Below are 20150 nucleotides of genomic sequence, written 5' to 3'. Positions count from 1 at the left end.
TCCAGAACCATTGAGAATTATAATTAATATACATTACCATTCAGAGACTTTGAAACGCATTTGTATTAAAGAAAAATAAAATGCGTAAAAAGAAAGGGAAAAAACGGGAAGAAATACGAAAAGACTGGGAAAGGTGGGAAAGGTGGGAAAGGTGGGAAAGATGGGAAAGATGGGAAAGATGGGAAAGGTGGGAAAGATGGGAAAAAGAGAATGATGAGGTCCGATTTGCGTGTGAATGAATGTGAGAGCATTAATCATGCTGGAAACTTTAATCCCGAAGTAAGCGACTATGTACACTTTCATACATTAGTGTAATCAAAAAACAGGTTCTTCTTTATATATTACTATTTGCCATCTTCTATCTGATTAGATTTTGTATTCACTTTAATTTTTTATTGATTTTAATTTTAATCTCTTTTTTCTAATATTTCTTTAAACCAACAATTTTATATCCTTTCCTTATAAAAACTTATTAAGTAAATTCCTGGATCTATATAGGGGTTAAGATGGCACAAACGCAAACTTTCAGGCGAACCTGCTTTTTACTGGCAATATTAATTTTGATTTCAGTTTCTGAGACTGGAATGGCGTCGGAATTTCGTGTTTGGCCAGGGGAATCCATCCAGGATGCAGTAGACGAATCGTTTCCTGGAGATATTATCCTTGTAGAACCTGGGAAATTTAATGAAAGTATCCACGTTAACAAAGAAAATTTAACTATAAAGTCGGCATCCGGGAATCCTGATGATACCTTTGTTTTGGGGGAGACCCAGGGAAGTTATATTTTTGAAATAGTTACCAGTAATGTAAAGGTCAGCGGTTTTTCGATAGTTGAAGGTAGATGTGGAATTTTCCTTAATAATGCTGAAAACTGCACCATAAGCGGGAACAAAATTTCAAACCAGGAAGCAGGAATTTACCTGTTCAACTCCAGAAATAACCTGTTGAGTAACAATATGATATATTCAAACCTGGACTGTGGTATCAAACTGCTGGCTTCTTCTAATAACGTAATCCACGGCAATTACTTCGACAACGAAGATAATGCCAGGGACTATAAGTTCAACGTCTGGAATGGGAGTACAGGCAATTATTGGAGTGATTATGAAGGAACGGATGAAAACGAAGACGGTATAGGGGATTCTGCATATGCCGTTAACTCTGAAGCCGGAAGTATGGATTACATGCCTTTAATGAAATACGCTCCAGCTCCTCCGATACTGCCTAGAGCGCGTTTCACTTCAGATGTGACAGAAGGCTATGCCCCTTTCTCTGTCAGGTTTAAGGACTTTTCCAAAAATGCCACATCCCGGTTATGGGACTTCGGGGACGGAAAAGTTTCAAGCTATCCGAATCCTGTGCATACTTATTCAAGTGCGGGAGAGTATGTAGTTTCTCTTACTGCCAGCAACAAGAACGGTAGTGATTCAGCATCTATAACCATATATGTTATAAACACCTCAGAAATGTCCGGTCCTATACTTCCTAAAGCTCAATTTATTTATAACACCACAGGCGGACACGTTCCCCTTGTCATAAAATTTGTTGATATTTCCGAGAACGCAGATTGCGTTACGTGGAACTTTGGGGACGGCAAGACATCCTGCTGTTCAGAACCTGAGCATGTTTTCTGTTGTCCCGGAAATTATACTATCTCCCTTGAAGCTATAAATGAAAACGGAACCTCTTCGACATCTGTAGTCATAACCGTCCTGAAAGCTGGCAAGGGAGAGGTTGAGGCTGCCGACGATACAGGGAGTTCGGATGGAACGGAAAACTCTGCAAATGTGGATAGTATCTCAAATAAAAACGACATATCTAGTGCAGAAGAGAACAGAACAGATGCAACAGAAAGTATTGGTGACCCGGAAGTTATTGCTAATACACAAAATACAGGTGGTCTGAAAAACTCCATTACAAGAAACTCCGTTACAATGTATACCAGCAATACTGGTGAACCCACAGATGTCGATAGTATTGATGCAGAAGCAACTGAAAACTCAGAATCAAACTCTAAAATCGAAGGCGAGAAGACAGGTAGTGTAAGGATTATCAACAGAGAGGAACTTGAATCTATAAAAGATTCCGTTGTTTCAACTGCCAGCTCAAAGATTCTTATGGAAACTAGACTTTCCCTGGAAAACGAAACCCTCAAGGTTCAGAAAAATATCGAAGATTTTGTAGATGATCCCTTACCCGGGTCTGCAGGGAATTCCTTGTCCGGGTCTGTAGAGGATTCCTTGCCTGGAATGGAGAAGAGAATCACCCCATGGATTCCATCGTTTATTGGACTTGCCGGGATAGTTTTCATGATTTCCGTGCTGAAAAGAAGCAGAAGGAAACGAGAATGACGTCCCGTGAAGAAAGAAACCTGAGGAAAGGAGCTGACATTATCAACAGCAACCCACGATAAGGGCAACACAGTTATCTTCATGGTTTTTGATTTCTTCGTGCGTGGCGTTTTTTAACCATTTTTTTCCACCGTGAACAGCATGGTCCCCGCATATAAAGAAAATTGTACCTTCTTCTGCATTTTGAAAGATCTCTTCAAGATTTTTATCGATGGCTTTTGCGGCTTTTTTCATTTCTTTCCAGGTCTCTACCCTGTGAGAGTAACGGTCAAGGGCTCTAAGATGTACGGACAGGATATCGGGCTTTTCCCTGAGAGCATGTAAAGCATACTCTGTTATCTGGCGGTCATAATCAAGTATATCTTCGGAGTTAGGAACCCCATAGAAGTCTTTTATTCTACCCCTAAAACTCTCGGCTCCTTCGGACTCTATCACAGCCGAAGCTTTCATTCCTGCCCTGTAAGCCCATTCCATGATGCTTTTCAGCCTTGGATTTTCAGAATCTTTCGCTGTTTGAGCATAGATGTCTGCTGTTGAGTAAATATTATGCTCTTCAGGGAGATAGCCCGTAAAGATTGAAGCGATTGCAGGAGATGTGATAGTTGCCGGAGATCTGCACTTAAACAAAAGACCTTTTTCGACAATTTCATGCAAATTTTTCATTACCGGAGAAAGGTGCCAATAAAGAGAGTAGCCAAGGCTGTCAACTACTATAATTACTGCTCTTTTGCAGCCTCTTTCCTTTGCATAATTTTCGACTTCACGGATTGGCCTTCCCGACGGCGGAACCATAGGAACTTTCAACAATCTCGAGATTGTAGGCGCAATATCAATAGTGCTGCATTCTAAAACTTTCATATCTCTCCCTTGTATTATCTGGTATGACAGTTTATATTCGTTTCCCGAATTGTGCCTCGCCCGAATTGCGCCTCGGGAGTACGCGGTCCTTTTCGCTCCACTCCGTTTCGCTCAAGAGGACTAATTTATGGTTTATAGTAGTGAACTTTACTGAAAATGACTGAATTCTAAATATTTCTAACCAGTACAGCCTATTCACTGTAACTAACTATTTTTGTCACGGCAGAGTTGCGGCTCTGCAGTGCGCTGTCCTTTTCGCTCCACTTCGTTTCGCTCAAGAGGACTAATTTATGAATTTTAGAGTGAGCTTTTCTTAAGAGTCCTGAAAAAGGACTAAATTACAAATATTTCGGACTCGTACAACCTTATTTCTGACTGGTACAACCTTATTTCTGAATGGTACAACCTTATTCACCAAACTTAGTCGTTCCTGTCACGCTCGATGAAGGAGAGTGGCTTTTCCCATAAAAAAGAAGAAAAAGAAGAAAGCAAAGAGATTGTTTTTTTCTGCAAGCTTTTTTCATGTCTATTTTATTTCCTTTTTTTTGACAGGCTGCCAGATAGGCTGATAAAGGCACTTTATAAAGCTGGATTAAATAACGGCTTTCGGGACCAGAAGGATTGTTTCTGGACAATACCGCATTCGGGAGCTGTTTTTTCCCGGTTAACAGATAGATTGCAGTCTAATGAGACGCAAAATAAATGACTATCAAGGCACCATTTTAGATATCAAGGAATAATAGCAATCAGTTAATAAGAGAATATCAAAATACTCTGGATTGGAGGAAATAAGTTTGAGGATAGAATAAAATGGGCGTAAAAAATGAAGAGTTTTCTGAAGAATCTCCTGAAAAATTCCCGGAGGGAGAATTTCCTGAAGAAGGCGAAGAGTTCTCCGAACTTATAAAGTATACAATTCCAGGATATGTTTTAGGACTTCTTGCAGGGATTTTTCTGGACTTTCAGGGCTACCAGCGGAGCCCTGTGGGGCAGTGGCTTGTCAGGACTCTTGCAGGGGAAGGGGAGAGCATTTTTGAAGGGATCTTTTCTATCCGTCAGCGCCTCAGGAAGGCTGAAGGGAGCATGGCAGAAGCCTACGGCTGGGGTAAGTTCTTCGGGATTGCCTTTCCCTGGATAATCGACTTCGGGAGCCGGCTGGCTGGGGTCGATGTTTATGGAGTTGAAGGCTTCTACATTCCATATTTCTATGCCCTCAGTGATCAGATAGGAGCCAATATTTCAGGCATGCTCTTCCTCAAACGTGCCGAAGGGTCATGGAGAGCCGGCTTTTCCAGATATGTCCATCACCCGGTTATGCTGGCAAGTCTTTTTGTAATCACAATTGTCCCGCTTGGATTGCTTGGAGCAAGAATTATGGGTTTCAGCCCTACAACACAGACTTTCACAGCCCTTGAGACTATTGCTGCAAATCTCTGCTGGGTTCCGCCACTCATTGGATGGTTAAATGAGAAGTACCGCTAAATTTCAAGAAAAAATAGCAGTAGTGATCGTAAATTATATATCCGTATAAGGACTACATATGTAGTGATTATACTACATATGGTGCGAGTACGGTCTACTCAGGTAGATCGGGAAAAGAAAGTAAAAAATTGAGGGTGAAAAAATGAAGAAAAGTATAATATCAATTCTCCTGGGCCTACTGCTAATAGGCACATTCGGGGCATTTGTTGTCAGTGCAGTTGCTTCGGATGATGCAAGGAACTACGGCTCTGGACCCATGCACAGGTGGGCTGCCAGATATACAGACTCAGGGTATAGTGCAGGCAATTTCTCTTATTGCCCTTACTACAACGCAGATGAAACCGTAGAACTTGAAGTTGAAACCATAGATGAGGCTTTCGAAATAGCCAGGGCAGAAATTGATGATGACGTTTCCAAGGATGACATATATCAGATGGGCCGCTGGTGGATTGTCTATTATGAGGATGAAAGCGGAGTTTACACGCAGGCAAGAATTGATGCAGTGACCGGTGAGGTATTTACCGGATACAGCGTTCCTGCAGGACCTCAGACAAGCGGCAGGTTTGCCCGTGGTTCCGGATATGCTCGAGGCCCCGGATACTGTATGGGATATGGCAACTAAACTCCGACCATAAACCATCCTTTTTTATTTGTTTTAACCTCTCAGGTTTAACCCCTCAGGTTGCTCCTTAAGTTTTTCGTATATTTATATTCATCTTTATATATCAGACTCCCTCTAGCGGACATTTTTTATAATTATGGTTGAAATCAGTATCTGAGGAGAATCGATAGAATAAGGAAAAAAGTATGAAAAACGGATAAGAATTAACGGATAAGAAAACAGATAAGAAAACAGATAAGAAAACGGATAAGAAACGGATAAAATAAAAAATCTGGTTTCCGCGAGGTGAATGGTTTGAATGGTATGGGGTACGGCATGGGGTATGGCTCTTTCTGGGGCTTTTTCCTGAACCTTCTTGTTATCCTTCTCATTGTAGGCGTAGTCATAGTAATGCTTAATAGGGCAGGTTATACGGCTCCCAAAGATAACGAGCGGCTTGTTAAGATTGAAAAAGACATTGAAGAAATCAAAAAAACAGTTGAAGATATAAAATCCAAACTGGAAGAAATCTGAAACTTAATATCCTTGAAATGACTTCCAGGATTATTCCAGATCAGGAAATTATATAATAATGAGGGTGCACCAGGTGGAAAAATCACTTCAGCAAATAGTGGAAATTGGCGAAGCCCTCTCCCATCCTGTAAGGCTAAAACTACTTTACCTGCTGGCTGAGAGAGAGAGGTATGTATACGAGCTCGCCAAGGATCTGGACCTCTCGAGACAGGTAGTAAACCTGCATTTAAAACGCCTGGAAAAAGCCGGATTTGTTGAAAGCGACCTCAGGCTCGAAGACGATGATATGCGAGCAAAGAAGTTTTTCAAGCTTAAAGAATTTGATGTTTCTCTCTCAATGGATGATATAAAGAAGCTTTTCGAATGAATTTTCAAAACATCTGCATTGAACTTAGCTGAAAGCAGTTACACTGGCCCTCTTGATATTGACTTACTTTATTCTGTAGGCCCATTTTACACTTCTTGATTTTTTTACACCGTGTGCCTCCGGGTTAATTGGCTTGCATTCTTTTAAACATCGTAAGTATTTTCCTCTATAACTGCTTCTGTCGTTGCGGGCTGCTTGACTTCCTTCTGTCGTTGCAGGCTGCTTGATTTCCTTCTATGATAGGTGAACTACCCCTCCCTAAAGCTCTGGCCTAATGGCTCAAGCTTTTGAGGGAGGTGCTTCCTGCTTCATTCTCCAGAGCAACCTCTGCGAGTCCACAGGCTCTACCTCTTGTCCCAAGAGTGCAAATTTTTTGATGTTAATAGCGGAATTAACCACGATCGTGGTTAATTCCGCAATCGGGACACTGCCACTCTCTTATTTTTTCAGTTAGATCTTGATATTTGTATCCACAAACGTTACAGGTCTTTGATGAAGTTTTCATGACACTAGTATTGCGATTCCGAAGTATGTTCACAAAAGTTGAAGTTTGAATATATACAATGGTCACCAATTTTTCCACTAAATAAGGGATTTATTTTGGAATCGAAGCACTAGAAAATAGATAAATTAGAGAATAAATAAACTAGAGAATAGATAAACTAGAGAATAGATAAACTAGAGAATGGATTAACTGGAGAATGTAAAGAATGGAATAAGCGAGAGAAATGAAAGAAACAAAAAGCATGAAAAAAGAAGTAAAAAGCGAGAAAAGAGAACAGCCTCAGGGAAGATGGATGCCTGCCGGAATTGGAGCTGGTGTGACACTCGGGATATTGTTTGGGAACTTTGTCCTTGGTCCTGCAATGGGTTCCCAGGTTACAGGACTGGTTCTCGGGATGTCAATGGGAGCTGGTGCAGGGCTGGTCATGGGATTGTCACTGGGCTCGAGATCGAACTCGGAATCCGTATCTGAGAAAAAGAAGAGCTAAACCGTTGTGAGGTTCATTTTCTAACAGATTTGCTTTTTGAGGTATATTTGTTTATTTTCCGCATTCTCAGCTGCTTTCCTTGTTGAGTCTTCCTTCATTTCAGTAATTTGTCTCGTTTTTTCTCATATTTTTCCTCTTACTTTCATCTTATTTTCATCCTATCAGTTTCTCTTTTGAAATGATCTGTAATTTTTGAAATCTAAAACTGTTTTTCGACCCGATAATTTAAAATGATTATTGTCAATATCTTACTACTAACAGTTATTTTTCAATGTTTGATTTATGCTTTATTCGAAATTTTTTAATTCCTTTCTCCTCTTTCTAATACTATTATTCGATATGCTTTTCTTTTCCATTCGTATTTTTATTAATCTATTTTTCGCTTTTTCTTTTCAGTTCATCGTATCATTTTTTATGTTTTTATGTACAAACATTTATTTTTATCGCTTCTCCTACCTTACCTCGCTTGATTTTTATCCTACCGAACTTATTTTATTAGGAAAACGGTGTCGTTCAATCCAACTGACTGTTTTATTTTGCGTTATAAAGGGATAAGGTGTTATATGATTATTGTAATATTATACTGGTTCTCTTATGCACTATTCAAACACTAATGTTATGTCAAATAGTCTTACGCACTATTCACTCACTAATATATTCAATTAAACGTAAAACTATACTCCGGATGTTACACTGACAATCCCCCTATCTAAAACACTCACTTTTCTGAGGTGCCGGATATATGGACTTTGATGCTATTGATGACTTTATGTACGAGGTAATAGGAATAATCGGATCTGACCAGAAAAACCTATCCTGCGCAGCCGATTTTGCTCTGGAAAGCTCAAAAGAAAAATCTTTTCCCCCAAAACTCTTGCTTGACCTTTCTAACGCATGCAGGCAGCAAAAAATGCATCTGGAAGAATATGTTTTTGCAAAAGTCTGCTTAATGCAGGCTTCCGGAAAGCTCCGTGAAGATTCCTGCTATGCACTCGGTACTGCAGCACACGTACTGGGCTTTTCCCCCGAAGCCGAAGCAAGCTATTGCGAAGTTCTGAACGAAAACCCTGAAAATGCAGATGTAAGGTGCGCTTACGCTGAACTTCTCTTAGAGCTCGGAAGGATTCAGGAAGCAGAAAATGAATATAAAACCGTACTTAGAACCTCTCCTGAAAATGTAAAGGCAAATGCCGGGTACGCTTATCTTCTGGCTGAATACGGATATTTGACAGAGGCAGAGGAATGTTACTCGAGAGCACTTGATGGTAACCCGGATTATGTCCCTGCAAGAGGTGGGTATGCAAACCTGCTTTTTGAGCTTGGAAGGCTCAGAGATGCCGAGAAAGAGTACAGGCTTGCAATGAAACTTGACCCTGAAGACCCGAGCCTCCACCACAACTTTGGCGTTTTGCTCTCCTTCCTGGGCCGCTCTTCAGAAGCTGAAGTTGAGTACAGGACGGCTCTTTCCCTTAACCCCAGGCACAGGAGAACTCTTTTCAACTACGGGAACCTTCTTGCAAGGGAAGGCAGAGTTTCAGAAGCTGAAGAACAGTACATGGAAGCCCTTGCCCTTGACCAGAACGATGCAAAAGTCCATTCCAATTATGCAAATCTCCTTGCCCGCTTCGGAAGAAGGTATGAAGCTGAAATGGAATACAAAAAAGCTCTCAGTCTTGACCCGGAAAGCGCTGAAGGACATTACAGCTACGGAAACCTTCTTTCGGAACTTGGGCGCTTACCCGAAGCAGAGGAAGAATACAAAAAAGCACTTGTCCTCAATCCTTATTATCCTCCGCTCCACTACAGCTACGGACTGCTTTTGAGAAAAATGAGGCGTTTTGACGAAGCTAAAATGCAGTATATGAAAGCAATGCAGCTCGATCCGGATATAGGGAGCAAAATGACAGAAACCTGGATTATTCTGGACTAAGGAGTTAACCAGAATATATAATCTAAAAATTAACAGCAATGCAATCAATCAAAGGTTTAACCGGCAAGTACAATCCATAGTCCGAATCCACAAATCTAACTGAAAAATCCAGGCATTCAAAAGCATCTCTTGATATCCTGGAAAACATATGTCCACGGCATCAATCCGACATCCGTCTTTAAATTCTAACTTTTTATATTTTTTGCTTCAGATAAAAAAGCTCTCAGATAAAAAAGCTCTCAGATAAAAAAGATTAATGATCCGGCACTATAATAAAAACTCCAGTCTGGAGTAGTGACTCAGGCTGGAACGATTTTTATTCTATTTTAACTAATTTTTGCTTTATAGGAAGAAGCGTAAAACCCCGAAGTCTTTAGCTTCGTGGGATATAAGCGTCAACTTCCAAATTGTTAACAGTTGTTGATTATACAAATTATTAAATATTTTCAAACCTTATTTGATATTAGATTTTGCTGTCACCACAACCTCACAGTCCATAAGAATGTTGCCAAGTTACAAAGCGAAAACCAAGTGAGGTAACGTTTGAACATCGGGGAGTTGGATAACAGGGCAAGAATCATCCTGAGGGGATTGGGATTAAGCCGTGGAAAGACGGTAGCTATAAGCATCTCAAGTATATCACACTCATATTCCATTTCACCGAAGGGACTTCGGGTAGAGCCTGTGGACTTGTGGAGGTTGCTCCGAGGTATGAAGCAGGAAGCCGCTAGGTCTTTAGCCTAGCGGTAGTTCACCAGGCTGTATCTTTACTTACTCAAGCTAAATTTTCTGCTTTACTGAGGCTGGTTTCCAAAGTTAATTATTCTTAGCTTCCCTTTTTCAATAAAGGCAAAAGCAGCATCGTTTCCAAGTCCCACATAGTCCGGACAGGAAAAAAGAGAAAGCAGTTTACCGTTGAACCACCATTCATATCCGGTTTTAAGAGCTGTGTGTCCTCTTACAATTCTTTTCAAACCATTTGTTTCTAAAAAACCGTCAACAATATCAGGCCCGAATCCCTTAACTGTAGAGCCTCTTGATGAAATGCTCAGCCCCGGAAGTCTCGAGGGATCATTCCAGAGGTAGGGAAAAGCGTCTTCTTTTGTAATGGTATCAACACTTTCGATTCCGTTTATTCCTCCGTGCACGCAGAAGGTATGCCCCGAGAGTACTGTTGCTACCGGTAGCCTGTCGTATGTCCTGCTAATATTCAGGAGAAAACCCTGGTCAAACCCGATTTCCTCAAAAAAACCGTAATATATGTTCATATCCGAGGTTTCATGGTTTCCTCTGAGCAGGAAAATATTCTGAGGCTCCTCAAGTTTCAGCCGGAAAAGCTTTATAAGAACTTCTGTGCCCTGCATCCCGCGGTCCACATAATCTCCCAGGAAAAGCATGTGTTTGCAGCTAAGTTCTTCTCTCATCCTTATTACAAAGTCAAGGGCATCAAGATCCCCATGGATATCCCCGACAAGCATGATTGACTCAGAATCAATCCGGAGTACAGCAGGTTCGGACTCCAGTACGTTATTTATCCCCGGAAGGAGAAGGCTCAGTTCTTCTTTTGTTCTTGCTTTCTCAAGGTCATTTACTGATGTTATGGAACCACCCCGATAATCCCTAAATAAGTCTGAAGAGGCTTTAAAGACTGCCTACTGAAGGTTTTCTTATGAGATAAGAGGGGCTTTTACTCGATAAGCATTTCTGAGCCGGACCCACAGGAAGATCAGTCTGCAAAGGTAAGTATGCAGCTCTTATCCGATGGAAAAAAAATGGGCATTGAAGCACAAGCTTAAAAATGCCGGAATCTAAAATCAAGGTGTTAATCAGCTTCTCAAACTGTAGCCTCAAACTATGTAATAATATTTAAGCCAAGGAAAGTATCGGATATATTCCTGCAGGAATGTACACCTATAAACCTGATTACCTGCATATACTAAAACAGGAAACATCGGTTCAAGCGGAAAGTCATAAAGCAAGACCAAAGACAGCAAGACCGAAGACAGCAAGAAAAAAGACCGAAAGCAGGAAAAATCTTAAAGAATAAAGAGTGAGCGAAAAATTAGAGAAAAAGAGATATTCGAAGTTTAAGGATAAGAATGGGGGCGTGAGACAATAGAACTTGATATCAGTGAGCAGGATCCTGAAGAGATGGATCTTACCGATGTTGTGCTTGAGTATGATGAGCTTGTCTCTGCAATATCTACTCTTGAAAAGAGACGGGAAGAGCTTAGAAACCGCATTATGAATACCTTCAAGGAGAAAGGTATTGATGTCATGAGAATAGGAAATGTGGAGCTCAGGCGGCACAGGGTGGATTGGAAACTCTGGCGCGTCCGCAAGTTAAAGCCTTATCTTCAGGAGCGGGAACTCTGGGATATGGTCGAATCAGTTGACAGAAAGACTCTCAGTAAGCTAATAGAGAAAGGTTTCCTGACCGAAGAAGAGCTCGAGGGCATGTATGATGTTGAGACAAGGTACAGTTTGCATGTGAACAGGGTTTAATAAAGTTGCCCGGATATTTGCGGCACTGACTTTCAATTTGTTACTTTATCTGGCTGGTAGGTCGGTCCAGAACTCGTGAGGTACATGACGAGAATAGTGAAAGATAACTTTCCGGACTGTTTTTCTGTTCTTACCTTTCCTGCTTCTCCTGGCACCTATTTTTTGAGACCATCTTTTCTAATTTATTCTAATGATTTAATATAGCTAATATTCTCTAACCAGACCATAGACACAATGAATCCACTGGGCAGCGAAATGGTTCTCATTCCCAAATACAATCTTACGCATAATATCAACGCCAACAGAGCTTATTCACGGACTTCTGATCAATTTGATTATGAAAGCCGGATGTATGCTTCCTATGAAACCTCCTCGAATGCAAATGTCGGCATTTCCATCTACCTGAATGCACTTAATAAATGGAATGATTATTACAGGCTCTGTGGGGAAAAGTGGAGAATCGTACCAGCCGCCTGTACATGATCTCGCAGTCAGGGGCTGCAAAGTAGTTCAAGAATACTATAAACCAATACAAGTATTGGTTTAGTGGATTTTATTTTGTGTTACTTTTAATTTTTATAAAAATACAAAATATGATTGCAATCGAGCATTCATATATAGTCTCTCTCCAGAACATCAAACAATCAATGATCAGGGAATAACTTCAGATTCAAAACAGGTATGAAAAACAGATAGTTTGATGATATGGCCAGAAAACTTATAAGGAGTTAGATAAGAGTGATTTATGGAGTTCAGAAGTGCTTTCCAGGTACCGCCCGAACTCCGCAAAATACGCCTAAAGGCATGAGTTATGTTAGCTTTGTCTGTATTTAAGCTTGCCTGACTCTGCCTCCTGGGGAAAAATAACTTAGGAGTTAGACGAATGAGTAGAAACAAAATTACGATAAGCATACTTCTTTTGGTAATGCTGGTTGGTATGGCGTTGATACCAGCTGCAAGTGCACAGGAAGAGGATAAATATTCTGTAACTGCCGAGGAAGCGTTTAAACATGCTAATGCGAACATGATAAGTTTCATAGCAGCTGATGCACCAGGCTTTGAAAACTGGACAGGGGCATCTATCGATCCCAAACCAGTTGAGCTTTATGATATAAATGGTCATAAGTTATTTTATCAGTTTTCAGTCTATAAAGAAAAAAAATTGATAGGTACAATTGACATTTATGCCAATAAAACTCTGGGAAATTCGTTCAATGACATTGCATTTGATCCTGAACCCTATAAAGCGGCTGAAGCCATGAAGAAGTCAAAAGAAATCGCCAAAAATGAATATCCAGATGGGGAAATCAAATCAACTAAAATGGTTGTATACAGCTATCCAAGTATAGGGGCAATGACCGTAGTAAAAGACAAAACCACTGGAACTGAGCATAGGATATTTGTAGACGCATACACCCTCAAAGAAGTACAAGATAAACCTGCAACTGAAACCAAGTTTGGTGTTTGGTCGATGTATGAGATGATATTGGAGAATGGAGTGGAAGAGAATTTAAAGGAATGGGAGAAAAGTGATCAACTCACAAAATCTATAGAACAAGCAGCGGCTAATAAGGGAGTTAATATTAATGCGGCAGTCACTGAAGAGAATATTAAAAAACTCAGTGGCGATGCAGCGATAACGGCTTCAACAAGTGTAAGACTTGGTGTTCCCTGCCGTGGACAAGAAAATGAATATTGGTGTGGTCCAGCATGTATCCAAATGATTTCTCTATACTATGGATATCCAACCCCGACACAGTACTCCATTTATTACTATTTCCCTTGGGGAGATCCGGAACCCCGTTCTGGACTCGCACCTGCTGACATAGTAAAATGGGCTAAAGATAAATGGGGAAAAACGGGAACTATAGATAATAGTATGACTAATTCGGAAATTGTTACAGAGATTGACAGGCATAGACCTTTTTTCAGTATGATTACAAATCCAAACCATTTTCGAGTTTGTGAAGGATACTTAATTCAAAACGGATATTTCTATATATATATTAATGATCCAATGCCTGAAGGGTCTAATGGTACGCCAAAAATTGAATTAGGCTCCAGTCTAGAAAAAGAACGCATATACATACGCTAAAATTTCTCAGAGAAGTTTGATAAACCTCTGTTTCAACAGTTGCAGAATACACTTTATATATGACCAGCCAAAAAATGAGGTTTATCAAACTTCTCTTTATTCTTTATATGTTTGTTAAATTCAGGATACAAATGCTAATAGGTATTAAAAAATATTTTATTCTGAAATTATTTCATCTTGTAACTCTTTTGTTTTTATCCTGAAATTGGCTTAAATTAAAAAAAATAGAAAAAATATTCGAAGCCTAAATTTTTTGATAATGGCACTGGCATAAAAGACAAACATTGCTTGAGGACAAAAGATGAAAAGTAAAAATATATCAACGATATCGATTGACCCTTTTTCTATTCCACTTCCATCTGCAGCAATGTCTAATAAAGCACGCAGAGGATATACCCTCATAAGAGCTTTTGAAATAACTGCACTTGCGATTTTAATACTGGTGGGCATAGCAGGTGCAACTCCATTTGCATATGTAACGAGTCCTGGAGTCGACACTGAAACTGTTTTTGTAATCGACACAGCAACTAATAATCTTACAGCCTTGGTGCCTGTAGAAGGCTGGCCTAGAGATATTGCAGTCAACCCTGCAGGAACAAAGGTATATGTGGCAACTCCAGGATTCAATCCAACTATCTCGGTAATTGACATAGCGACAAATAAGGTTAGTGCCACAGTGGATGTAGGAAGTTATCCTTTGGAAGTTGCAGTTAACCCTGCAGGAACAAGGGTTTATGTGACAGATCGTGACAGCACCAATATCTCTGTAATTGACACAGCCACAAACACTGTTATAGATACAGTTAATGTGGGGCTGAGTTCTCATAACGTTGCATTTACACCGGATGGGAAGAAAATCTATGTCACTAACAGTTTCAACAACACTACTTCTGTAATTGATGCGATTACAAACAAAGTTACAGCCACTATACCTGTAGGAGACAGTCCTTATGAAGTTGCAGTCACTCCAGATGGAAATAAAGTGTATGTGACTAATTCACGCAGCAATAATGTTTCTATAATTGATACAGCAACTGACACTGTTACAGCCACCATACTCGTAGGAGATGGGTCTAGTGATATTGCAGTTAGTCCTGATGGAAAAAAGGCATATGTGGCGAATTTTCGCAGCAACAATATTTCTGTAATTGATACAACAACTAACAATGTTACAGCCACTGTGCCTGTAGGAATTATTCCTTTAGGAGTTGCAATCACCCCAGATGGAACAAAGGTATATGTGACAAACGCCGAGAGCGACAATGTCTCCGTAATTGACACGACAACAAACAAAGTTACAGCGACTGTGAATTCAGGAAAATATACTATAAACTATCCTACTAAAGTTGCCATTGGGCCTATTTTAGATTCTGATATGACTGATCAAGGCGTAAAGGCAACCTCCAATGCAACTGAAGATGCAGGAATTGAAAAAACTAACTTATCATCCTCAGAAGAAAAAAACGTTGTCGAATCCAATAATTTAAACAATAATATTTCTGAATCCGATAACGGTAATCGCTCAGGTGAGAATGAATCGAGCAAAAATAACTCTACTCCAGGCTTCGGATTATTGGGAAGCTTGGTCTGCCTGGGCGGTGGATGGAAGTTCAGAAAAAAATAATGCAGAACTTGGATAATCAGATTGAGCACATATTTAAATTGCAGATTAAAATATGTAATTGCTTTTTCGTAAAACAACGTGCTTGAGAGGAAAATTTGTAATTTGTATCATTACCCGGATCGAATAAATTACCTTCTATTACTATTTTCTTATCCCGTTTAAATTATCATAACTTAAAGCCTCATGGCGAACTCCATAAAGCAGTTATGTTTAATTTAGATCCTTCCCAGGAGTGGATCAGGTGGCGAAATATGAGGACTCGTTACAAAATAATTGTACTATTAATAATTATTTCTGTCGTATTGCTGTCTTTCTGGTGGCAAGACCAGAAGCAGAGAATGTATGATAGGAATCGCATTAGTAGTTATGATTACTATGTCGAGTTAACTACAGACTCGACCCTGAGCAATGTTACTCTTTATCTTCCACTCCCAGTGATAAACAACACATCATCAGTGGGTATGGATATCATAGAGCATGGTTTCAATGATGACGATGATCCTTCATGGAAATATGCCCTGGTGGATACGGAGCACGGATTAATGCTTTCTATAAAAAATGCGAAAATAGAGCCAAAATACGCTACCCGAAGTAAAGATTCAAAGAAGATTCCGCGTCCAAATATGTTTTCCGAAACATTATTCTCTAACCAGACCATAAACACAATGAACCCGTTGGGCAATGAAGTGGTTCTTATGCCCAAATACAACCTTACGCATAATGTCACCAGAAGACCTTATCCACAGGCATCTGGGCAATTTGATTATGACAGCAAGATATATGCCTACTATAATACCTCCTCGAATGCAAACGTCAGCATTTCCATCTACTTGAGTGGAACGAATGGATGGTGGATCGGAGGAGCGCTACATAATAGCTATTGGGAAAACATGGAAGTTAAGTTGTCCGGATCTCAGGATGGATGGACAACAGTAAATGGTCAGCTTTTTACAGGAGAAGGAACGTACGATATATAATATGAAACATCGCCTGTTTTTACAGGCGGCTTCCTGATTCATTACCTGTTGTTTTTATTACAGACAAGTATACTCTAATTAATCCGAATGCTTTACTTGCTGAATCTACTCCTCAGGTTTCAGAACTCATATTATCTATTTTTATTGAATTTTTAACATCTCATGCTATTCTGACTTCAAAAAATTATAATATTTGCTACTTTTGATTCACCTTGGTGTGGTCTTGCAAAGCTACATGATGAAGAAAAATCGTATATATGCGGATTCGTGGGTGGTGCTGTGGGTGTTATGCAGCAGCCGCAAAATGAGATGTATCACCCAATTGACGGCAAACAAATAAGCATATCTTAAAATCCTGAACGTACTCGTTTTGAAATCAATAGAGCAAAACCACATTTATTTATACTGTATTCTAAAAATATAATAATGTTTTTAAATAAAACCAAACAACTGTGCGTATAATAGCCAAACGAATATAAAAGGGTATTTATTTATAGCCTGCCAAATAAATTCACTGTAGAAGTTTAATTCAGGAGGTTTTTGGGCATGGAGATAGATGCCATAGACAAGCTGGTTTTTCATGTAATCGAAAAGGTTGCAGAAGATGAATGTGATCTCGATGAGGTCGTTGAGTTTGTCATTTCTTTTTCACGTGAGCACTCGCTTTCGCCGGAGACCCTGCTGAAACTCTCCTTTATTTTCGGCAACGATAAGATGTACAGGGAAAAATATGTGTTTTCCAGGGCATGTGCCTCACTGTTCTCAGGGAAAATGCGAGAAGATGCCCATATGGAGGCCGGGAAAACAGCTTCTTTATTGGGACTTGAAGGTCTTGCTGCCAGAGAATTTGAAGAAGCGCTTGAGGAGAACCCGGAAAATATAGAAGCTCTTTACGGATACGGAGCTATGCTTGCCGAGCTCGGAAAACTTGATGCTTCAAGAGTCCAGTATGAAAAAGCCCTTGAGCTTCACCCTTTCCATATTGATACGCTCTGCAATTACGGCTGCCTGCTTTACAGGCTCAGGGATATGGACGGCGCCGAAGAAGCGTACAAAAAAGCTCTTCTCCTTGACCCGAGGCATGTGGGAGCACACTGCGGGTATGGAATTTTACTTTACAAGCGAGGGCAAAAAACCGAGGCTAACTACCATTATATACGGGCGCTTGAACTTGACCCCGGACATGTAGAGTCCAATTTCCGCTACGCCAGTCTCCTTAAAGAAAAAGGGGAGTCTCTTGAAGCTGAAGCACATTATATAAAGGCTCTCAAAGTAGATCCGGAAAACTCCAAACTTCACATTTTTTATGCCCGCCTGCTTGCAGAGCATGGAATTGTCCATGGCGCAAGGGTACACTTCAGGTACGCGCTTAAAATTAACCCTGGTAATGTGGAAGCTCACTGCGAATATGCAAGGCTGCTTGCCAGGTTCGGGCACAGGCACGAAGCCGAAGTCCAGTACAAAAAAGCCCTTGAACTCGATTCCGGGCATTTCGGAAGCCTGTGCGGATATGGGGATTTGCTGAAAGAAAAAGGACAGTATGAGGAAGCTGAAGAGGTCTACAGGCAGGCAGAATATTCCAGACGAGTCCCTGGTAATTAATTACTAATATATCGAGCCTGATGATCCTGATCTGTTTAATGAGCTTGGTCTACCCAGTCAGGCACATTCTTAGTTTAGAATATCCGGTTAGTACATTCTCAGTTAGTATATTCTCAGTTAGTATATTCTCAGTTAGTATATTTTCAGTTAGTATATTCTCAGTTAGTATATTCTCAGTTAGTATATCTGGTTGATGTATCCGGTTAGTATATTCTCAGGTTAGTAGAGCCCTGATTCAGTACAGCCTTATCGGCTCAATTTCCATTTTTTCCATCAGGCAGGCAGGGATATCGAGTACCTGAATGACCGAATCGATTACGATCCCGTCGGAGGTTGCTACAATAAGGTTTTTTTCGGGATTTCCGCCTTCGGTTTTCAGGTCCAAGTCTGCAGTTTTTGAGGTCCGGGCTTCTCCCTTAATCCTGTATTCTTCAAGTTTGTAGCGGATGAAACCAGCAAGTTCTCCGCTCCGGCTGATCTGGGAATCAAGCAGGAAGATTGCTGACTTCGGGCGGGCTTCGGAGAGAAATTCAAGGACTAAGTCCAGGGCTTCCTCGATATCTTCAGCCTGATTCGTTTTGCTGAAGTAATAACGGGTGTCCCTGATATACCCGTCGTCACAGAACCACATGAGCTCATTTTTCAACAGACTGTCCACGCTCAGCAAGACGTTATAACCGTCAAGAATAATATCCCTGTTTCTTATGCCGTCACATGGCATTTTTTTCCTGATTCTGGAAACTACCTTTTCCGGAGGCATAATTACCCTTGTAAGGATATGCCGCTCTTCGACACTGAGCCGGGAATGATCAGCCACAAAACGGATGGTTGCAAATTTAGGGTATCCCCAGCGCAGGATACTCCGGATATCTCTGGCAGGCTTCAGCAATTTTTCTTTCAGGTCGGTTCCGGGAAAAGCAGCAGAACTCTCTTGCATAATTTCTCCTTTCAGGAAGGAAGTTCTTTAAATGAGTGAAGATATATGTTATATATACATATTTGCGCGAATAAAATGGCAATTTATGCTACCCGGCAGTCAATGTGCCTGTGTGTCTGCCGGTTTTTATTCCGGTTTTATTCAATTTAAGCATGGCTTTCAGCGGGAAGTCGGCTTACGTTCAAGATGTGAGGATGGTCTATGGCTCCGGTGGAGGGTTACGTTATGGAAGTATTGTGGCTGGCTCAGGAAGAAGTAAAAAGTGTTATGGATATGCATTCCGATATGCTGGTAGTGGAAAGAGCTTTCAGGCAGCACGGGCTTGGCAAGGTTCAGATGCCTCCTAAATCCTATCTTTATTACACCGCTTACAACGGCGACCTGCGGACAATGCCTGCATATCTTGAAGAAGAGGATATCACAGGTGTAAAGATTGTAAATGTCCATCCTGGAAATCCCATGCGCGACCTTCCTACAGTAATGGCGCTGATCATCCTTATTTCCCCTGAAACCGGAGCTCCGGTTGCAATTATGGACGGGACTTACCTGACTGATATCCGGACAGGGGCAGCCGGAGGGATTGCCGCGAAATACCTTGCAAGGAAAGATTCGAAAGTTATCGGGCTTGTAGGCGCAGGGAACCAGGCAAGGACCCAACTTGAGGCCCTCTGCGAAGTTTTCGAACCCGAAATTGTAAAGATCAATTCAAGGACAAAAGAAAGCTGTGAGAAGTTTATTCGGGAAATGTCAGAATTTGTATCCTGTGAAATCCATTACGAAGAGAGCATTGAAAAGGTCTGCGACTGTGACATCCTGGTTACCACAACTCCTACTAGAAAACCAGTTGTAAAAGCCAGCTGGATTAAAGAAGGGACTCATATAAACGCAATAGGGGCAGATGCCGTAGGAAAAGAAGAACTTGACCCCGAACTTCTCCTCCGCTCCAAAATTGTCGTTGACGATATGGTACAGGCGCTCCATTCCGGGGAAGTGAACGTTCCCCTTTCCAAGCACTATATCTCTGAGAATGATATCCATGCCCAGCTTGGAGAAGTTATAGTCGGTCTGAAACCCGGCAGGACCAGTGAAGAGGAGATTACGATCTTCGATTCCACAGGGCTTGCAATTCAGGATGTTGCAACTGCACACATGGTCTACGAAAGAGCTGTTCGGGAGGGGCTTGGCAGACAGGTCCGCATGTTCTGAAACCTATTTCCTATTTTCCACTTCTACTTTTTCTGTATCGATTTTTTGCAATTTTCTAGCTCTGTTTCTACTTTTTTTTCCTTTCCTAT

Annotated in this window: 19 protein-coding genes; 15 read left to right on the top strand and 4 right to left on the bottom strand. The window is 40.8% G+C overall.

The genetic code is table 11. The annotated features are described in order from the left end of the window. Positions 1–80 precede the first annotated feature (80 nt). The gene (locus tag FXV91_RS09575; RefSeq protein ID WP_229390359.1) at positions 81–239 is read left to right on the top strand and encodes a hypothetical protein; all 159 of its coding nucleotides are present in this window, start codon (positions 81–83) and stop codon (positions 237–239) included. Positions 240–584: 345 nt separating this feature from the next. Next, the gene (locus FXV91_RS09570; protein ID WP_229390358.1) at positions 585–2351 is read left to right on the top strand and encodes a PKD domain-containing protein; all 1767 of its coding nucleotides are present in this window, start codon (positions 585–587) and stop codon (positions 2349–2351) included. A 42-nt stretch (positions 2352–2393) separates the two neighbouring features. Here FXV91_RS09570 and FXV91_RS09565 read toward each other — a convergent pair whose 3' ends face one another. Then, positions 2394–3209: an alkaline phosphatase family protein gene (locus FXV91_RS09565; RefSeq protein WP_229390357.1), complete on the bottom strand. Its 816-nt coding sequence runs from the start codon at positions 3207–3209 to the stop codon at positions 2394–2396. Positions 3210–4019: 810 nt separating this feature from the next. Here FXV91_RS09565 and FXV91_RS09560 point away from each other — a divergent pair. The 4 genes from FXV91_RS09560 (at position 4020) to FXV91_RS09545 (ending at position 6193) form a co-directional block, all read left to right on the top strand. After that, the gene (locus tag FXV91_RS09560) at positions 4020–4691 is read left to right on the top strand and encodes a hypothetical protein (protein ID WP_229390356.1); all 672 of its coding nucleotides are present in this window, start codon (positions 4020–4022) and stop codon (positions 4689–4691) included. Positions 4692–4833: 142 nt separating this feature from the next. Continuing rightward, entirely contained in the window at positions 4834–5313 is a 480-nt protein-coding gene (locus FXV91_RS09555; protein ID WP_229390355.1) for a hypothetical protein, read from the top strand. A 294-nt stretch (positions 5314–5607) separates the two neighbouring features. Further along, positions 5608–5826, top strand: a complete 219-nt coding sequence (locus tag FXV91_RS09550) for a hypothetical protein (protein WP_229390443.1) — start codon at positions 5608–5610, stop codon at positions 5824–5826. A 73-nt stretch (positions 5827–5899) separates the two neighbouring features. Further along, positions 5900–6193 carry an ArsR family transcriptional regulator gene (locus FXV91_RS09545; RefSeq protein ID WP_229390354.1) on the top strand — a complete coding sequence of 98 codons (294 nt, stop codon included), beginning with the start codon at positions 5900–5902 and terminating at the stop codon, positions 6191–6193. Positions 6194–6584: 391 nt separating this feature from the next. Here the strand turns inward: FXV91_RS09545 and FXV91_RS09540 are convergent, their stop codons facing one another. Beyond that, complete coding sequence (locus tag FXV91_RS09540) at positions 6585–6698, bottom strand: transposase (protein WP_229390353.1); 114 nt, start codon at positions 6696–6698, stop codon at positions 6585–6587. Positions 6699–6921: 223 nt separating this feature from the next. On the opposite strand from FXV91_RS09540, the gene FXV91_RS09535 reads away from it, so the two are divergent. Then, entirely contained in the window at positions 6922–7185 is a 264-nt protein-coding gene (locus tag FXV91_RS09535) for a hypothetical protein (RefSeq protein ID WP_229390352.1), read from the top strand. 742 nt (positions 7186–7927) lie between these two features. Continuing rightward, positions 7928–9115: a tetratricopeptide repeat protein gene (locus FXV91_RS09530; RefSeq protein ID WP_229390351.1), complete on the top strand. Its 1188-nt coding sequence runs from the start codon at positions 7928–7930 to the stop codon at positions 9113–9115. Between the two features lie 794 nt (positions 9116–9909). On the opposite strand, the gene FXV91_RS09525 is transcribed toward FXV91_RS09530, so the two are convergent. Next, complete coding sequence (locus FXV91_RS09525) at positions 9910–10593, bottom strand: metallophosphoesterase (RefSeq protein ID WP_229390350.1); 684 nt, start codon at positions 10591–10593, stop codon at positions 9910–9912. 673 nt (positions 10594–11266) lie between these two features. On the opposite strand from FXV91_RS09525, the gene FXV91_RS09520 reads away from it, so the two are divergent. The 6 genes from FXV91_RS09520 to FXV91_RS09495 all read left to right on the top strand — a co-directional run bounded on the left by FXV91_RS09520 (position 11267) and on the right by FXV91_RS09495 (position 17918). Then, positions 11267–11620, top strand: coding sequence for a hypothetical protein (locus tag FXV91_RS09520; protein WP_229390349.1), 354 nt, complete (start codon positions 11267–11269; stop codon positions 11618–11620). A gap of 234 nt (positions 11621–11854) precedes the next feature. After that, complete coding sequence (locus FXV91_RS09515) at positions 11855–12103, top strand: hypothetical protein (protein ID WP_229390348.1); 249 nt, start codon at positions 11855–11857, stop codon at positions 12101–12103. Positions 12104–12503: 400 nt separating this feature from the next. Beyond that, positions 12504–13715, top strand: coding sequence for a C39 family peptidase (locus FXV91_RS09510; RefSeq protein ID WP_229390347.1), 1212 nt, complete (start codon positions 12504–12506; stop codon positions 13713–13715). A gap of 367 nt (positions 13716–14082) precedes the next feature. Continuing rightward, entirely contained in the window at positions 14083–15339 is a 1257-nt protein-coding gene (locus FXV91_RS09505) for a YncE family protein (RefSeq protein WP_229390346.1), read from the top strand. Positions 15340–15590: 251 nt separating this feature from the next. Beyond that, positions 15591–16316 (top strand): hypothetical protein, encoded by a 726-nt coding sequence (locus FXV91_RS09500; RefSeq protein ID WP_229390345.1) that lies wholly within the window; start codon positions 15591–15593, stop codon positions 16314–16316. A 546-nt stretch (positions 16317–16862) separates the two neighbouring features. Next, positions 16863–17918, top strand: coding sequence for a tetratricopeptide repeat protein (locus FXV91_RS09495; protein WP_229390344.1), 1056 nt, complete (start codon positions 16863–16865; stop codon positions 17916–17918). 235 nt (positions 17919–18153) lie between these two features. On the opposite strand, the gene FXV91_RS09490 is transcribed toward FXV91_RS09495, so the two are convergent. Next, positions 18154–18855 carry a DUF434 domain-containing protein gene (locus FXV91_RS09490; protein ID WP_229390343.1) on the bottom strand — a complete coding sequence of 234 codons (702 nt, stop codon included), beginning with the start codon at positions 18853–18855 and terminating at the stop codon, positions 18154–18156. Between the two features lie 225 nt (positions 18856–19080). Here FXV91_RS09490 and ala point away from each other — a divergent pair, with 225 nt between their 5' ends. After that, positions 19081–20061: an alanine dehydrogenase gene (gene ala / locus FXV91_RS09485; RefSeq protein WP_229390442.1), complete on the top strand. Its 981-nt coding sequence runs from the start codon at positions 19081–19083 to the stop codon at positions 20059–20061. The last annotated feature ends 89 nt before the right edge of the window (positions 20062–20150 follow it).

The organism is Methanosarcina sp. DH2, assembly GCF_020804225.1.
Lineage (GTDB): Archaea > Halobacteriota > Methanosarcinia > Methanosarcinales > Methanosarcinaceae > Methanosarcina.
The sequence above is the reverse complement of the archived record's forward strand: the minus strand, read 5'-3'. Positions and strand labels throughout refer to the sequence as shown.

Coding starts and splice junctions, on each gene's coding strand:
- FXV91_RS09510 (WP_229390347.1), top strand. CDS start 12,504: ATGAGTAGAAACAAAATTACGATAAGCATACTTCTTTTGGTAATGCTG.
- FXV91_RS09530 (WP_229390351.1), top strand. CDS start 7,928: ATGGACTTTGATGCTATTGATGACTTTATGTACGAGGTAATAGGAATA.
- FXV91_RS09495 (WP_229390344.1), top strand. CDS start 16,863: ATGGAGATAGATGCCATAGACAAGCTGGTTTTTCATGTAATCGAAAAG.
- FXV91_RS09525 (WP_229390350.1), bottom strand. CDS start 10,593: ATGCTTGTCGGGGATATCCATGGGGATCTTGATGCCCTTGACTTTGTA.
- FXV91_RS09570 (WP_229390358.1), top strand. CDS start 585: ATGGCGTCGGAATTTCGTGTTTGGCCAGGGGAATCCATCCAGGATGCA.
- FXV91_RS09540 (WP_229390353.1), bottom strand. CDS start 6,698: ATGAAAACTTCATCAAAGACCTGTAACGTTTGTGGATACAAATATCAA.
- FXV91_RS09560 (WP_229390356.1), top strand. CDS start 4,020: ATGGGCGTAAAAAATGAAGAGTTTTCTGAAGAATCTCCTGAAAAATTC.
- FXV91_RS09505 (WP_229390346.1), top strand. CDS start 14,083: ATGTCTAATAAAGCACGCAGAGGATATACCCTCATAAGAGCTTTTGAA.
- FXV91_RS09575 (WP_229390359.1), top strand. CDS start 81: ATGCGTAAAAAGAAAGGGAAAAAACGGGAAGAAATACGAAAAGACTGG.
- FXV91_RS09565 (WP_229390357.1), bottom strand. CDS start 3,209: ATGAAAGTTTTAGAATGCAGCACTATTGATATTGCGCCTACAATCTCG.
- FXV91_RS09500 (WP_229390345.1), top strand. CDS start 15,591: ATGAGGACTCGTTACAAAATAATTGTACTATTAATAATTATTTCTGTC.
- FXV91_RS09490 (WP_229390343.1), bottom strand. CDS start 18,855: ATGCAAGAGAGTTCTGCTGCTTTTCCCGGAACCGACCTGAAAGAAAAA.
- FXV91_RS09555 (WP_229390355.1), top strand. CDS start 4,834: ATGAAGAAAAGTATAATATCAATTCTCCTGGGCCTACTGCTAATAGGC.
- FXV91_RS09535 (WP_229390352.1), top strand. CDS start 6,922: ATGAAAGAAACAAAAAGCATGAAAAAAGAAGTAAAAAGCGAGAAAAGA.
- FXV91_RS09520 (WP_229390349.1), top strand. CDS start 11,267: ATGGATCTTACCGATGTTGTGCTTGAGTATGATGAGCTTGTCTCTGCA.
- FXV91_RS09515 (WP_229390348.1), top strand. CDS start 11,855: ATGAATCCACTGGGCAGCGAAATGGTTCTCATTCCCAAATACAATCTT.
- ala (WP_229390442.1), top strand. CDS start 19,081: ATGGAAGTATTGTGGCTGGCTCAGGAAGAAGTAAAAAGTGTTATGGAT.